We start from the raw sequence: 14,664 nt of genomic DNA, 5'->3' as shown, positions 1-14,664 counted from the left end.
CTTGTTCCCCTTTTTCTCGTTCAGGCCTCAGGCCATCGGACGAAATGGACGTTAGATCAGAATTTTTTTGATGTCGACAGTCTGTGTGCAAAAATCTGCTGCGTGTTTGATAAAACCTTTTAACAGCACATTTTTTTCTGCTAAAAGCTTTTAGCATAAATCGACTAAGAGGCGGCACTTGAAGAATACGGGCGATCGAAGACGGACGATTTATGACGTGGCGAAGGCTGCAGGCGTCAGCATTTCGACGGCGTCAAACGCACTGAACGACACCGGCCGGACGAATGCCGAAACGCGCGAGCGGGTCCGGCGCGTGGCAGAGGAGATCGGGTTTCGGCCCAACGCACTCGCCCGTGGGTTGCTAAGCAAGCGAAGCCATGCGATCGGCATGCTGACCAACGACACCTATGGCAGACTGACGCTGCCGATGGCGGCCGGGGTATCGGAGGTGCTCGTCGATCACGGCGTGTCCGTCTTCCTTTGCGCCACGAACAATGATCCGAGGCTCGCCCAGTTGCACCTGGAGGCGCTGCTCGACAGGCAGGTCGACGGCATCATATTCACCGCGACCCGCCTTGACCTCACGCCGCCAGTCCAGCTGTCCTGCTTGCCGATACCCGTCGTCTACGTCTTTGCCGAGGGGCCGGCTGACAGCGTCACCTTCTTTCCGGATGACGAACAGGGCGCCCGCCTCGCCGTCGACCACCTGAAAGAGCTCGGTCGATCGCGGATCCTCCACATCACCGGGCCGCGGGATTATCTCGCCGCTCGCATCCGCGCCCAATCCTATCTCGACGCCTGCGGCGACGGTGCCGAAGCGATGTTCGGCGACTGGTCGGAGGAATGGGGTCACGAAGCCGTCCAGACGGTGTTTGCCCGGCCCGGCCCAAAGCCCGACGCCATCTTCTGCGGCAGTGACGAGATCGCCCGCGGCGTCATCGACGCGCTGCGCGACCTCAATGTGGATATTCCGACGGATGTCGCGGTGGTTGGGTTCGACAATTGGGAGGTCGTCGCACGGCAGACGCGCCCGCCGCTCAGCACCATCGACATGGAGTTGAAGGAACTGGGCCATCGCGCCGGCCTGGCAATCCTCAGCCTCTCCAAGGGTGAATCGGTCCCGGCCGGCATCACCAGATTGCCGTGTCGCCTGGTCGTGCGGCAGTCTTGCGGCAGCCCCCTTCAATCCGACTGAAAACGACGGCAAGCAACACAGGCAAGCCGGCCGCCGTCGCTATTATCTGTCGGTGGAATTGGCGGAACGGGTCAGGCTGTTGCGGCTGACCAGCGACGGTATCTGGAAAATATGCTCGGAAGCGGTGCGGCCTTCTATCCTGGAAATGAGGGCCCGGGTTGCGACCTGACCGAGTTCCCTGCCCGACTGATCGATGCTTGCGAGATTGACGAGGCCGAGTGCTGCGGTCGGCGAATTGTCGTATCCGATGACGGCGAGATCTTCGGGCACACGCACACCCATCTCCATAGCCAGGCTCAGAAGGGTGATCGCGTCGAGATCGCTCCAGCAGAACACGGCGCGCGGCCTGTCCTTCCTCGATAGGAACTTTCGCATCGCCTCTTCCCGCTTCGGCGAAGCAATCGGAATTTTGCCGATCGCTGGCGAGGAGCCGAGCCCGCCACGCTGCATCGCCCGGCGAAACCCGATCTCACGCTGGCGGACGACGGAGACCGCGTGCCCCTGGCGCTCGCCAAGGCTGAGCATTTCGATGTCGCGATAGCCGCAGGCAAGAAGCGCTTCCACCGCGATCTCCGCCCCGCGCTGATCGTCGGCATTGACAGTGTCGAAGGCCGTAGCGCTGGCATCGTGGTAACCGACCGCGACGATCGGTATCTGGACGGCGAACGTTGCGAGGATCTCCGAGGGCAACCGCGGCGCAACAAGGATAAGTCCGTCCATCTTGTAGTCGATCATCGACTCGATCAACGACGTCTCCAGCTGCACGCGCGCATCGCTGACGCCGATCATCGCCTGATAGTGCGAGGGCGCCAGCACCCCGTTCACGCCGGCAATCACCTCCGGAAGGAAAGGATTGCGAATATCGATCAGGAGCACTCCGATGGTGAAACTCCGGCCACGCAGCCCTCTAGCTGCCCGCGAGGGGCGATATGCGAGTGCTTCGATGGAATCAGTCACCCTTGCGCGCAGCGCATCACTGACGCCATAGGCATTTCGCATCACCTTGGAAACCGCTGCAACCGATACGCCTGCGTGAGTTGCCACGGTCCGGATTGTCACGCGATCGTTTCGTTGCGGCTTTTGTTTTTCTTCGATTGACATGAAATCTCTGGCTTGCTGCGGGTCGTCGACATCGCCCGCATAATCACCATGGCAGACTGGCAACGAAAATTCTATTGCACTTCCGAAGAAAATGTAGAACGTTATATGGAGAACGTTCTACAAATCGTCGGGAGGACTTGATGAACTTTCAGCCGGCAGCCATCAGCGGCAACCTCGTTTCGCGTACCTGGTCCGGGGATATGATCGCGCCACTATCGGATGGCGGTCAGGGAACGGCCGCAAGCTTCGTCTCCCAAACTTTCGAGCATGATGGCTCGGGGCTCCCCGTCGATCTCTTCATCTCCGCACTTGGTCTGTATCGCTGCTTCATCAACGGCGTTCGCGTTGGCGGCGACCTGTTGACACCCGGCTGGACGAATTACGATGATCGCCTTGCCTATCAGCGATATGATGTCTCGAACCTGCTCAAGCCGGGCCTCAACCGCATCGAGATCTGGCTTGCCGACGGATGGTACCGATCACCTTTGATGTGGGGCGCCCAGGCGATCCCGAATTGCTGGGGCGACAGGATCGGCGCCATTGCGGATCTGATCGGAGCTGATGGCACCGTTCTTTCCACCGACACCACATGGCGAAGCGGTGTTCTGCCGATCCTGAAGTCGGGGATCTATTTCGGCGAAGTCTACGATGCCCGCCAGGAAAACTACTTGGAGAGCCACGGCACCGAGAGATTGCCGTTCGACAGGGCATTGCTCGTCGCGCATGAAACTGCTGCGGTGCGCGAGTTGCGGCCACTCGCCGCGGTCGAAAACTGGACCGACGATGAGGGCAGGACGATATACGATTTCGGCCAGAATGCCGGCGGCTACATCAGATACACGGTCCGGGGCACTGCCGGCGCCGAAGTCCGGGTGGAGCATTCGGAAGTTCTCGGTCCCGACCGTCACTTCGACAATCGTAACTATCGCACGGCCGCCGCGCACACCGTCTACACGCTGCGGGGAGACGGCGACGAGACTTACGCGCCGCACTTCACCTTCCACGGCTTCCGCTATGCCAGGGTGACGATCAAGGGCGATGCGAAGATCCTTGCAATCGCGTCCATCCCGATCTCGTCTGTGGCCGAGCCTGCCGGCGGTTTCACCTCGGGCAATGCGCTGGTCAATCGCCTGGTCGAGAATACCATCTGGTCGCAGCGCGCCAATTTCGTCGAAGTGCCGACCGATTGCCCGCAGCGCGACGAACGCCTCGGCTGGACGGGCGACGCCCAGGTCTTTGCCGCAACCGCATGCTGGCTGAGCGACAGCCAATCCTTCCTGAGAAAGTATCTGCGCGATGTGATGGCCGATCAGCGCGAGGATGGCGCCGTCTCACATTTTTCACCGGATCCGACACGCTTGCATCCAGCCAATTTCCCGGGCTATGCCGGCTCGACCGGCTGGGGCGATGCGATCGTCGTGATCCCCTGGGTACTCTACACCCATTACGGCGACCGGGCCGTTCTGGCGGAGTGCCTGGATTCCATGGTGCGCTGGGTCGATTTTGTCTGGTCGATCTCGGATGGTCCCCTGGTTCGCCCGCCGTCGCGTTGGGGCGACCGCGGTTTCACCTTCGGCGACTGGCTGCAGCCGGTCGGCGACAATCGAAAGCCTCGCCCGACGATCGCAGACGACTGCGCGGCGACGCTCTATCACTTCATCTCGACCGACCTTCTGGCAAGGATCGCAGCCACTCTCGGCGAGCATGCCCTTGAAGAGAAGATGAAACAGCGCGCAAACGAGATCCGGCTGACATTTTCCAACGAGTTCATCACGCCGGCGGGACGGCTTGCCCACAACGACCAGACATCCTATGCGTTGGCCTTCCTCCACGACCTGATACCGGCGGAGCACAGGCAAGCCGCACAGCAGCATTTCCGGCAGGTGATCATCGATGCCGACTATAAGATCGGCACCGGCTTCATCGGCACGCCCGCCCTGCTGCCGGCCCTGACGAAGCTCGGCATGGACGATCTGGCCGAAAAGGTCTTCCTGCAGGAGGATGTACCGGGCTGGCTCTACCAGGTGTCAAAAGGCGCGACGACGATCTGGGAGCGCTGGGACTCCATGGCGCCTGACGGCACCATCTACGAACCTGATATGAACAGCTACAACCACTATGCCTATGGCGCTGTCTGCCAGTGGCTGTTCGAAAGCGTCGCCGGAATTTCGCCGAGCCCGGGCGCGCCCGGATTTGCCGAGGTGATTGTTGATCCGGCGCCTATTCCGTCCCTTTCGCCAGTTTCGGCCTATCATGATATCAGCCAGGGACGCATCGACGCTGGCTGGCATTGCGACGGCAACAAGGTCACCTATGTGCTGACGCTTCCGGCAGGCTGCATCGGCCGGTTCCGGCCCGGAAAACGGCATCAAAACCCGTCGCTCAACGGAGAGCCTGTCGTCGAGGAAGCCATTCTTCCCTCCGGGACGCACCAGCTGGTCTTTTCCCTACCCAATTCTTGAGGAGCATACACGTCACACCGTTCAGAGGAGGAACGTCATGACACATCGGATAAAACTCATTCTTGCGGGCGCGTCCGCGCTTTTTGCACTGATCGCGGCTGGCCCGTCGCATGCAGACACCACGCTGTCATTCCTGATCGACAACAACCCGGACACCGTCGCGGCAGCCGAGGCACTGGTTGCCGCCTATCAGGCAAAGGCGCCTGACGTGACCATCGAAATCGAGCCGCGGGCCGGTGGCGGCGAAGGCGACAACATCATCAAGACGCGCCTGGCGACGGGGGAGATGTCCGATGTGTTTCTCTACAATTCCGGCTCGCTGCTCCAGGCGCTGAAACCCGCGCAGACGCTTGTCGATCTGAGCGGTCTTGCGTCGCAGGCGAAGGTCGACGAAGGCTTCAAATCGGTCGTCCGCGCCGATGGCAAGATCTATGGCGTTCCCTTCGGCACGGCGATGGCGGGCGGCATCCTCTACAACAGGAAAATCTACCAGGACCTCGGCCTCTCCGTCCCGAAGACATGGGCGGACTTCATGGCAAACAACGCGAAGGTCAAGGCATCAGGAAAGGTCGCCGTGGCGCAGACCTATCGCGATACCTGGACCTCGCAGTTATTCGTTCTGGCGGACTATTACAACCTCCATGCCGCCGTGCCGAACTTCGCCGCCGACTACACTGCCAACAAGGCGAAATACGCAGAGACGCCGGCGGCCATGAAAGGCTTCGAACGGCTGAAGGACGTTCACGACGCTGGCCTGATGAACGAGGATTTCGGCGCGGCAAGCTATGACGATGGCCTCAGAATGGTGGCAACGGGCGAGGCAGCGCATTATCCAATGCTGAGCTTCGCAATCGGCGCGCTCAAGCAGAATTATCCCGAGAACCTCGCAGATGTCGGTTTCTTCGCGCAGCCGAGCGACGACGCGGCGACGAATGGCCTGACGGTCTGGATGCCGCCCGCCCTCTACATTCCGCTTACCAGTCAGCACGCAGAGGAAGCGAAGAAATTCGTGGATTTCGCAGGAAGCGTCGAAGGCTGCAAAATCATGGTGGAAACCAACACCGTGCAAGGGCCTCCCTTGATCGACGGCTGCGGTCTGCCTGCCGACGTACCGCCTGCGGTGAAGGACATGCTCCCCTATTTCGAGGCCAAGGACAAGACGACCCCGGCGCTGGAATTTGTTTCGCCGGTCAAGGGGCCGGCTCTCGAGCAGATCACCGTCGAAGTCGGCTCCGGTATTCGCCAGCCGGCCGACGCGGCAAAGCTCTATGACGACGATGTGCGCAAGCAGGCCAAGCAGCTCGGCCTGCCCAACTGGTAGCGGCCTTTCGGGTCAATTAACCTCGCTCCCGATGGAGCGAGGTTCCACCCGATAGAAGAGGTAGTCATGACCGAGACACGCCCCCGCTCGCGCAAATCGCCCTACCCGCTGTGGTTTTTCATTCCAGCCGCAATCATCTACGGCGTGCTGTTTCTGGTTCCCACCGTATCCTCTCTCTGGTTCAGCCTCACACGCTGGGATCTTTCGACCGCCGAATTCATCGGGCTCGAAAACTTTCGGCAGTTCTTTTCCGAACCCTTCCTGGTCAAGGGACTGGTCAACACGCTGATCTATGCCGTGACGACATCCGGCCTGAAGACGGTCTGCGGGCTGCTGCTTGCCGTACTCCTGACCAGCAATATCTTTGCCCGCGGCTTCCTGCGCACGCTGGTCTTCTTTCCCGTCCTGGTCTCGACAATCGGCATCGGCATCACCTTCACGGTAATGATGCATCCGACCAAGGGCATCATCAATGTCACGCTCGAGACGCTCGGCATTCCCGGCCCGGGATGGCTCACCAATCCGGCGCTGGCGCTTTTTTCGGTGGCTTTGGTCGATGTCTGGAAGGGTGTCGGCCTCGCCACCTTGATCTTCATCGCCGGGCTTGCCGCGATCAGCCCCGATTATTATGAGGCCGCGCGGATTGACGGCGCCACGCGTCTCCAGCAATTTTTCCGGATCACCCTGCCGCTCGTACGTCCCGCCACTGTCATCGTGGTGACATTGTCGCTGATCGGCGGGCTTCGATCCTTCGATCTGATATGGGCCATGACCCGCGGCGGGCCTGGTTTCTCCTCCGATGTGGTCGCCTCGGTCATCTATAAGCAGTACCAGGCGGGTTTCTACGGCCTGTCGACGGCCGGAAACGTCATCCTGTTTGCGCTGATCGCCGTAATCATCCTGCCATTCACCCTGTGGTTCAACCGGCGCGAGGTCGAGGAATGAGAAGCGTCCGCCCTTACGTGACCGGCGCGATAGCCCTTGCGGTGGCGGCCGTCATCTTCGTCATGCCCTTCGTTTTCGTCGCTCTCCAGGCGGTCAAATCGAAATCCGAAGCGTCTCGCCTCGATTTCGAATTGCCCGAGCATTGGCTGTTCTGGGATAATCTGATCGCCGTCTTCAAGGCGCGCGACTACCAGCTCGCGCTCGCCTATTTCAACTCCACGCTGATCACCGTGGCCTCCGTCACGATCCTGATCCTGCTGTCGGCAATGGTCGGATATGTGATGCAGCGCCGCAAGACCGTCTGGAACAGGGTGGCCTCCATTGCCCTGTTCATGGGTCTGATGATGCCGCCAGCCGTCGTGCCCACCATCGGCCTCTTGCAGGAGATCGGTCTCTTCAAGACCATGACCGGGATGATCCTGATCCAGGTCGCCTATAATCTCTCTTTCTCGACCTTGCTCTACCGGTCGTTCATCTCGACCATACCACGCGACCTCGACGAGGCGGCGCTGATCGACGGCGCCAAACCCCGACAGATCTTCTTCAGAGTGATCTTGCCGCTGCTGAAGCCGGTGACCGTCACCAACATCGTCGTCCAATCCATTGCGATCTTCAACGATTTCACCAACCCGCTCTACTACCTTCCCGGCAAGGAGAATGTGACCGTGCAGCTGACGCTCTATAATTTCCAGAGCATGTATACGAGCCAGTACAATCTCCTCTTCATGAATATCCTCCTCGTGACGATCCCGCCGCTGGTCGTCTTCATCTTTTTCAACCGGCAGATCGTCGCCGGCATGACGGCCGGCGCCGTAAAAGGGTAACCGAATGGCTGAGCTCACTCTCAAGCAAGTTCGCAAGAGCTTTGGCGCCCTTGAAGTCATCAAGGGGATCGATCTGGAGGTTGCCTCCGGCGAGTTCGTCGTTTTCGTCGGCCCGTCTGGATGCGGAAAATCGACGCTGCTGCGCATCATCGCCGGCCTGGAAGAAACGACCTCAGGCACGCTGACCATCGGCGGCAAGGACGTGACCTATGCCGAACCCTCCGAGCGCGGCATTGCCATGGTGTTCCAGAGCTACGCGCTCTACCCGCATATGACCGTTGCCGAGAATATCGGCTTCGGCCTTTCACTCGCCCGCCGCCCGAAGGCGGAAATCGCCGCCAAGGTCGCGGCGACGGCCGAAACGCTGCAGCTCACCCAGTTGCTGGAGAGAAAGCCGAAAGCACTCTCCGGCGGCCAAAGGCAGCGTGTCGCCATCGGCCGCGCGATCATCCGCGATCCCAAGGTCTTCCTGTTCGACGAGCCGCTCTCCAATCTCGACGCTTCGCTCCGCGCCCAGATGCGCCTTGAGATCGCCGATCTCCACGCCCGCCTGAAATCGACGATGATCTATGTCACCCACGACCAGGTCGAAGCCATGACGATGGCGGACAAGATCGTCGTCCTGAACGGCGGCGCGGTCGAACAGATCGGCAGTCCGATGGAGCTCTACCGCAATCCCGCGACACCCTTCGTCGCCGGATTCATCGGCAGCCCGAAGATGAACCTCTATGGCGGCGAGACCGCGCGGCGAATGAACTGCACGACCTACGGCATTCGCCCGGAACATATCAGGCTTTCGGAAGGTGCAGGGCAATGGCAGGGCGGGATCCGGCATGTGGAGCGGCTTGGCGCCGACGCGATCCTCTACCTCGACGTCCCCGAACTCGGCGAGATGGTCGTGCGCGCCGATGGCGAGACGCCGTTTACGCCTGGCATGACGGTCTGGGCAAATCCGGTCGAAGGAGCGGAACATCGGTTCTGAAGCTAACGCCCGCCCGCCGCCTCGCTCATGAGCCTGCGGAATTTCAGGCGAGAAGACGCGCGGGTTGGCCTTGGCGGATTACCAGTTCGACCGCCTGCTTGTCGAAAGATACGAAGCTCTCGCCGCCAAGCCATGCTCCTTCATGCGCAATCACGCCATCTGCGAAATCGCCACCGGCCTCCAGCATGGCCAGTCCTGCTTCGACCGCGGGACGGTTCATCGCCACATTGCCCGCGTTGAGCAGGTCGTGGATCGTCTGTGAAACATCTTCCTTTGATAGCCTGGCTCCGCGACGCAGTATCCAGACCAGTTCACATAAGCTCGGCAGGGAAATCGCGATCAGCGATGCTTCCTTGAGGAGCTTTGCCGCTGCCCTTCCCTGCTCAGCATCATCCTGCAGGACTGCTCGAGCAAGAACGTTGGTATCGACTGAAACTTTCATTCCTCGCCGGCCCAGCCCGAAGCCGCGATTTCGTTCATCTCTTCGATGGTCAACGGCTTTTTCATCTTGCCGGCATGCCGACCGATAAAATCGTCGATTGCCCCCGTTGGACGAGCGGCCTTTACCCGCAGCTCGCCCCCGGGCAACTTGTCGAATTCGATCCGCTCCCCCGGTTTGACCCCAAGGTGCGTTAGCAAATCCCGTCTCAGCGTGATTTGCCCTTTCATTGTGACGGCAAGGGAAGCCATGGAAAATCTCCTATCGTAAACCAATACAAAAGTAATGGAATTTTTCCTTACATTCAAGGTTCGAGTGATACGGACTTTTGCCTCCACCTGCCTTGTTGGTACGTGGATCGCTCCAACCGAAGAATGAGCGGCGTGCCCGCCGAGCCTCACGGTACGGAAGACCTTTAGTTGCAAAGCCGTGACACTCGGCGACAACCCTCAAAAGAGGGGGCGGGCAACTTGCCTTTGCCCCATTTAATCTTTAAGGACGCCCCAATTTCCAAGGCGTAGGGACTGAACGAGGATGTCACAGAACGACAACAGATCTTCGGGGCTTGGCGTAACAGCCGGCGACCTGGATCGCTACTTCACATTTCTCCGCCATGTTCTTGTGAGTGCAACCGCTACGCGGGCAGCCGGTGAGAGCCTGGACTATGCAGCAGCGGTGACAGAGTCCATGCAACTGGCTCGCGCCACGCACGATGCGGGACGGAAGATCATGTTCATTGGCAACGGCGGCAGCGCGGCAATCGCTAGCCACATGGCGACGGACTATTCCAAAAACGGCGGGCTGCGCGCCATGGCGATGAACGACGGCGCGACGCTGACATGCCTCTCGAACGATCTCGGATATGAGAATGTGTTCTCGACGCAGATCGGCATGCATGCGAACGAAGGTGACCTGCTGGTGGCAATCAGCAGTTCGGGAAGATCGGAAAGCATTACCAAGGCCGTCCGCATGGCCCGGGAAAAAGGTTGCGCCATCATGACTTTGAGCGGCTTCGCGCCGGGCAATCCCCTGCGTGATCTCGGTGACCTGAACTTTTATGTGGCCTCCGATCAATATGGCTATGTGGAGATCGCGCATCTGGCGATTTGCCATGCCGTATTGGATTTCTCCTGCGGGCTTGTCCCGCCTACTCTTTCCTAACGAGCCGTTTTACGCGCATGAATTTCCCCAGCATTCACGATCCGGAATTGACGCTCCTCACCCCCGACGATGATGTCACCGACCCTGAAGTGACCATCCTCGTCCCGTCTCTTAACGAGGAATTGACGATCGGAACCTTCGTCGACTGGTGCCGCGAGGGTATTGCAGCAAGCGGGGCAGCGGTGGAGATACTGATCGTCGACAGTTCGACCGATCGCACACCCGAAATCGCTCGCGACAGGGGCGCCCGAGTCTTGCGGACACCGAAGCGCGGTCTGGGCAGGGCTTATATCGATGCCATTCCATTCGTCCGTGGTAAGTTCATCATCATGGGCGATGCGGACTGCACCTATGATTTTCGCCAGATTGCGCCGTTTATCGAGGCCTTCCGGAAGGGCGCCGACTTCGTGATGGGCTCGCGGTTCAAGGGCTCGATCGAAGACAATGCAATGCCGCCGCTGCATCGCTATTTCGGAACGCCACTGACGACGTGGATTCTCAATCGGATGTTCGCCAGCCGCTTTTCCGACATCCATTGCGGCATGCGGGGCATCAGTGTCGATGCATTGCTGCGCATGGATCTTCGGTCGCAAGGATGGGAATATGCGTCGGAAATGGTGCTGAAGTCCGTGCACATGGAGCTTCCGACCACCGAAGTGCCGATCCACTTCCTGAAAGATCCGGATGGACGGCTCAGCCACATGAAGCGGCGGGGTTGGATGGAGCCGTGGCGCGCTGGCTGGCGTAATCTTCAGGCGATGTTTGTCTACGGGTTTGATTTCTTTCTCATCTGGCCGGGCTTCTTGCTTCTGGCTCTAGGCTTGATCATCATGCTGCCATTGCTCGCTGGACCTATGTCCATTGCCGGTGTGCGCTTCTCGTCCAATGCCATGCTTTTTGCCATGGCCTTGGCCGTCCTTGGTCAATCAATGCTGGTTTCGGCCGCGATCGGTCGGGTTATCTTCGACTATTCGGGACGCGTGCAGCCTCGTTTCGAGCGGCTTCTGCCTTATAATGCAACGATCTGGGGAACGGTCGTGGCCGTACTTGCAGGCGTTTTGTTGGCGTTTCCGCTCTTTGATTCCTATGTCGGGAATGGATACTTGCTGCCGGAGATTGGCGTCGAAACGAACTGGGCCGTCTTCGGGCTCTGGCTTATCACGACAGCGTTCCAGATCTTTATTTCAGGGCTCATGATCCGGGCGCTTGGGGTCATGCTGCCCGTCAAGAAGCCTGCGCCCCCTCTCGCGGGATAGGAGCCACGGGAGCGGTGATGATCGCAGGCTGGTGGGCGGTTTCTTTTATAATCTTATGGGGCCTGGTGATCGATCGAGGGATCGTCGTTTGGCTCAATCGAGGTTGCGATCGGCCCTTTCGAGACGGCATCGACTTTTTGTTCAGCGGCATTTTGCCGGCTCTGGCGATATCAGGCGGTGCGGCTACCGTCCTTGGCGCAGTTCACGGATTAGGATGGGAAATCGTTCTTCCTATCGTGGCTGTCTCGATGATCTGGCGGCGGCGCGATCTTGTCGCCGTTCTTTGCGACCTGGGTTCACTGTTTCGAAAAGTCGCCGCTGAAGCGAAAACCGGAAACCCGTTTCCGGTGCTTGCTGTACTCACATGCATCGTCCTTTGCTATGTGTGGAGCATACTGGCCCTATTTCCATCAAGCGTCGACGACGTGTGGGTTTTCCACATCCCGCTCGCAAACAGCATCATCGAGCACGCCGGCTTTGTGTCGCCGCAGATCGACCATCCCTTCTACGGCAATATTCCACTATTCTTCAATCTGCTGTTTGCGCTCGTCATCATGGTCAGCGGTCACTGGACCGGCGCGGCGACGATGAATATCGCAATTTTTTTTGGATTTTTGTTTTTGCTTTCAAGCTGTGCCAGCCGTTGGCGAGCATGCGGGTTTTTTCTGGTGGTCGCTCTGATCCTCACCAGTCCCTTCTTCACAGGGAATATCGGCGAGCCAATGACGGATTTGGCCCGGTCGTGTTTCTCGGTAGCGGCGATGCTTTTCCTGTGGCGTTATTTCGAGACCGGCCGTCCGGCGGAGCTTTTTCATTGCGCTCTGGTGCTAGGGGGAGCGGTCGGAGGAAAGTACACGGAACTTCAAATGCTTGGCCTGGTAGGGCTGGTATTGATACCGACGCTTCTCAAGGGAAGAATATCGTTGCCGCTCTTCATCTCTTGCCTCTGCGCATTCCTCGCAGTCGCGAGCTATTGGTATGCGAAGAACCTGATCATTCTCGGCAATCCGATCTATCCCTTCTTGTTCGGTCATCCGGGCCTGACTGATGAGTGGATGATCGATTATATGCTCGAACTAGGCCGGGCCTTTGATCCCGCCAACCGACATTTCGTGACGAACCTGGCGAGCATGCAAGGCTGGCACGACTTCCTCTATGTCCTTTACGATTGGTTCCTGGCTCGCAAGCCGAATGCTATTCTTGCTCTTGGTCTGATACTGGCCGGTCTGGCAGCGGCTTTTCGGCGCATCGCATTTCTCGCGATGGTTGTCGCTGCGATGTTTGTGATATGGTATGCTGCCATGTTCAATCACATCAGGTGGGCAACCCCAGCCTATCTGCTTTTCTTTTCGACCGGTTTTATCGGCGCCTCCCTGGTTCGTGAACGGATGGACAGCTGGCTCGACCGGCGTATCATGCCGCAGATAGTTCCGATTGCGAAAATTGTCTCCTCGCGCGCCTGCTTGGTCGCCAGTCCGGTGGTCGTCGCCTTGCTGGCCAGCGGGCTCTGGATTTTCCACTGGTATCGAGTGGGCAGCGGTGCCGACATGGATCCCGCCGAGATGAAGCCGTTCGACGTCGTGCTTGGGATGATAAGTGTCGATGAATATCTGGAGAGCCATCGCAAAGCCTATTTCATGTACCGCTACATCGCGGACCACGACCTGCGAACCGTTTTCCAACCTTTCCATAACTCCAACACATTATTGTCCACGGCTTACAACGATGGCCGCGATGGCGGTTGGCAATTGCCGCGCTACGTGCTGCCTGCACCGGGTTCGGATATCGACGTTTTCATCAGGGACAATCATATAGGCTACTTCATCGTCACCCCTGACGCCGGTAGCGCGTTCCTCGCCGAACGCCTTGGAGAAGATAAAATGGTGATGGCCCACAGCGTCGTAGCGCACATGATGCCCCGCTCTTCTGTGATATTGACGGATCGTTTCGGCTGGAAGCTCTACCGTTTTGACGCGGATCGGGCACCGTGACGACTGCGTCCTCCCCAGCGTTGCTTCGCATCGGCATACCGGTTCTGAAAGTGGCCGTCGCGCTTGGCCTCGTCATATGGATCGCGCGCAAGGTAGATTTTTCCGAAGGGTGGGCTGCGATTCAGGCCCTGTCGGCGGCGACCATTTCGGTCAGCATCCTTCTTCTGCTCTTGCAGGCCCTGCTTTCGGCGTGGCGGTGGTGCCTTCTATCGGACATGATAGGGCAAAGGCTGAAGATCTCAGGCGCGATGAAACTCTTCATGCAAAGCCTGTTTTACAATCAAGCTCTTCCAAGTCCCATTCCAGGCGATGCCGCTCGCATATTTGGCGCCGTCAAATATGGCCTGACGATCGGAGAAGCCACACTGGGCGTCGTCATGGACCGCATCCTTACCCTTTTCGGACTGGCGGTCGTTGCGCTGATCGGACTGATCATCCTGCGCGCTGTTTACGGGCACGACTTTCCCATCCCCTATCTGACAGAACTCACGGCGCTTGGCGTTGCGGGATCTATCGCATCAGCCCTGGTGTTCAGTTGGCGCCGCCACTTATTCGTCCGGTTCTTTCCGGCAAAGCTGCACGCGTTGACCGACGCGTTGCGGGCTGTGATCACCCACCAAAGAATGGTCGGCGTCTTTCTATTGACCCTCGCCATTCACGGGTTGAGCGTCGTTTCGCTTGAGATCCTCGTTCTCGGCCTTGGCCTCCCGCTCGATTGGGGTCAGGCCGCAGCCGCTTTCCCGCCGGTGCTCTTGATCGCGATGGTTCCCATTTCTGTTGGAGGATGGGGACTCCGGGAAGGCGGCATGATCATTTCACTTGCCGTGTTCGGCATAGGCACGACGGACGCGGCAACGCTATCGGTGGTTTTCGGCCTGCTGCAGCTTGTGGTCGGGTTAGCCGGTGGTGTATTCGTCCTTTCGCGCCCTCATTCGGGAAAGATCAAAGCGCTCTGATGAGCCTTAACAGATCATATGGAGCTGCCGA

13 protein-coding genes are annotated in these 14,664 nt (G+C 59.0%); 10 read left to right on the top strand and 3 right to left on the bottom strand.

Translation table 11 applies throughout. From position 1 onward, the window contains the following. Positions 1-178: 178 nt before the first annotated feature. Positions 179-1,195 (top strand): LacI family DNA-binding transcriptional regulator, encoded by a 1,017-nt coding sequence (locus RLCC275e_RS31845; protein ID WP_033184235.1) that lies wholly within the window; start codon positions 179-181, stop codon positions 1,193-1,195. A 42-nt stretch (positions 1,196-1,237) separates the two neighbouring features. Here the strand turns inward: RLCC275e_RS31845 and RLCC275e_RS31840 are convergent, their stop codons facing one another. Continuing rightward, the gene (locus RLCC275e_RS31840; protein WP_033184337.1) at positions 1,238-2,296 is read right to left on the bottom strand and encodes a LacI family DNA-binding transcriptional regulator; all 1,059 of its coding nucleotides are present in this window, start codon (positions 2,294-2,296) and stop codon (positions 1,238-1,240) included. A 140-nt stretch (positions 2,297-2,436) separates the two neighbouring features. On the opposite strand from RLCC275e_RS31840, the gene RLCC275e_RS31835 reads away from it, so the two are divergent. The 5 genes from RLCC275e_RS31835 to RLCC275e_RS31815 all read left to right on the top strand — a co-directional run bounded on the left by RLCC275e_RS31835 (position 2,437) and on the right by RLCC275e_RS31815 (position 8,830). After that, a complete protein-coding gene (locus RLCC275e_RS31835; protein WP_033184236.1) occupies positions 2,437-4,758 on the top strand; it encodes an alpha-L-rhamnosidase in 2,322 nt (773 codons plus the stop codon). 37 nt (positions 4,759-4,795) lie between these two features. After that, positions 4,796-6,079: an ABC transporter substrate-binding protein gene (locus RLCC275e_RS31830; protein WP_033184237.1), complete on the top strand. Its 1,284-nt coding sequence runs from the start codon at positions 4,796-4,798 to the stop codon at positions 6,077-6,079. Positions 6,080-6,145: 66 nt separating this feature from the next. Then, complete coding sequence (locus tag RLCC275e_RS31825) at positions 6,146-7,024, top strand: carbohydrate ABC transporter permease (RefSeq protein WP_033184238.1); 879 nt, start codon at positions 6,146-6,148, stop codon at positions 7,022-7,024. Then, entirely contained in the window at positions 7,021-7,848 is an 828-nt protein-coding gene (locus RLCC275e_RS31820) for a carbohydrate ABC transporter permease (protein WP_033184239.1), read from the top strand. The genes RLCC275e_RS31825 and RLCC275e_RS31820 overlap by 4 nt, the downstream gene beginning before the upstream one ends. A 4-nt stretch (positions 7,849-7,852) precedes the next feature. After that, positions 7,853-8,830 carry an ABC transporter ATP-binding protein gene (locus RLCC275e_RS31815; RefSeq protein WP_033184240.1) on the top strand — a complete coding sequence of 326 codons (978 nt, stop codon included), beginning with the start codon at positions 7,853-7,855 and terminating at the stop codon, positions 8,828-8,830. Between the two features lie 43 nt (positions 8,831-8,873). On the opposite strand, the gene RLCC275e_RS31810 is transcribed toward RLCC275e_RS31815, so the two are convergent. Together RLCC275e_RS31810 and RLCC275e_RS31805 are read right to left on the bottom strand one after the other, a co-directional pair. Next, positions 8,874-9,272 (bottom strand): type II toxin-antitoxin system VapC family toxin, encoded by a 399-nt coding sequence (locus tag RLCC275e_RS31810; RefSeq protein ID WP_033184241.1) that lies wholly within the window; start codon positions 9,270-9,272, stop codon positions 8,874-8,876. Further along, positions 9,269-9,520 carry an AbrB/MazE/SpoVT family DNA-binding domain-containing protein gene (locus RLCC275e_RS31805; RefSeq protein WP_033184242.1) on the bottom strand — a complete coding sequence of 84 codons (252 nt, stop codon included), beginning with the start codon at positions 9,518-9,520 and terminating at the stop codon, positions 9,269-9,271. The genes RLCC275e_RS31810 and RLCC275e_RS31805 overlap by 4 nt, the downstream gene beginning before the upstream one ends. A gap of 283 nt (positions 9,521-9,803) precedes the next feature. On the opposite strand from RLCC275e_RS31805, the gene RLCC275e_RS31800 reads away from it, so the two are divergent. The 4 genes from RLCC275e_RS31800 to RLCC275e_RS31785 are packed head-to-tail and all read left to right on the top strand — an operon-like array spanning position 9,804 to position 14,633. Beyond that, positions 9,804-10,430 carry an SIS domain-containing protein gene (locus RLCC275e_RS31800; RefSeq protein WP_033184243.1) on the top strand — a complete coding sequence of 209 codons (627 nt, stop codon included), beginning with the start codon at positions 9,804-9,806 and terminating at the stop codon, positions 10,428-10,430. Between the two features lie 17 nt (positions 10,431-10,447). After that, positions 10,448-11,686: a glycosyltransferase family 2 protein gene (locus RLCC275e_RS31795; protein ID WP_017992518.1), complete on the top strand. Its 1,239-nt coding sequence runs from the start codon at positions 10,448-10,450 to the stop codon at positions 11,684-11,686. A gap of 17 nt (positions 11,687-11,703) precedes the next feature. After that, complete coding sequence (locus tag RLCC275e_RS31790; protein ID WP_033184244.1) at positions 11,704-13,677, top strand: ArnT family glycosyltransferase; 1,974 nt, start codon at positions 11,704-11,706, stop codon at positions 13,675-13,677. Then, positions 13,674-14,633, top strand: coding sequence for a lysylphosphatidylglycerol synthase transmembrane domain-containing protein (locus tag RLCC275e_RS31785; protein WP_033184245.1), 960 nt, complete (start codon positions 13,674-13,676; stop codon positions 14,631-14,633). The genes RLCC275e_RS31790 and RLCC275e_RS31785 overlap by 4 nt, the downstream gene beginning before the upstream one ends. The last annotated feature ends 31 nt before the right edge of the window (positions 14,634-14,664 follow it).

It is taken from the genome of Rhizobium brockwellii, from assembly GCF_000769405.2.
GTDB lineage: Bacteria > Pseudomonadota > Alphaproteobacteria > Rhizobiales > Rhizobiaceae > Rhizobium > Rhizobium brockwellii.
The sequence above is the reverse complement of the archived record's forward strand: the minus strand, read 5'-3'. Positions and strand labels throughout refer to the sequence as shown.

Bases quoted from the DNA above. Each gene is read 5' to 3' on its own strand.
- RLCC275e_RS31840 (WP_033184337.1), bottom strand. From the start codon at position 2,296: ATGTCAATCGAAGAAAAACAAAAGCCGCAACGAAACGATCGCGTGACA.
- RLCC275e_RS31835 (WP_033184236.1), top strand. From the start codon at position 2,437: ATGAACTTTCAGCCGGCAGCCATCAGCGGCAACCTCGTTTCGCGTACC.
- RLCC275e_RS31830 (WP_033184237.1), top strand. From the start codon at position 4,796: ATGACACATCGGATAAAACTCATTCTTGCGGGCGCGTCCGCGCTTTTT.
- RLCC275e_RS31825 (WP_033184238.1), top strand. From the start codon at position 6,146: ATGACCGAGACACGCCCCCGCTCGCGCAAATCGCCCTACCCGCTGTGG.
- RLCC275e_RS31820 (WP_033184239.1), top strand. From the start codon at position 7,021: ATGAGAAGCGTCCGCCCTTACGTGACCGGCGCGATAGCCCTTGCGGTG.
- RLCC275e_RS31815 (WP_033184240.1), top strand. From the start codon at position 7,853: ATGGCTGAGCTCACTCTCAAGCAAGTTCGCAAGAGCTTTGGCGCCCTT.
- RLCC275e_RS31810 (WP_033184241.1), bottom strand. From the start codon at position 9,272: ATGAAAGTTTCAGTCGATACCAACGTTCTTGCTCGAGCAGTCCTGCAG.
- RLCC275e_RS31805 (WP_033184242.1), bottom strand. From the start codon at position 9,520: ATGGCTTCCCTTGCCGTCACAATGAAAGGGCAAATCACGCTGAGACGG.
- RLCC275e_RS31800 (WP_033184243.1), top strand. From the start codon at position 9,804: ATGTCACAGAACGACAACAGATCTTCGGGGCTTGGCGTAACAGCCGGC.
- RLCC275e_RS31795 (WP_017992518.1), top strand. From the start codon at position 10,448: ATGAATTTCCCCAGCATTCACGATCCGGAATTGACGCTCCTCACCCCC.
- RLCC275e_RS31790 (WP_033184244.1), top strand. From the start codon at position 11,704: ATGATCGCAGGCTGGTGGGCGGTTTCTTTTATAATCTTATGGGGCCTG.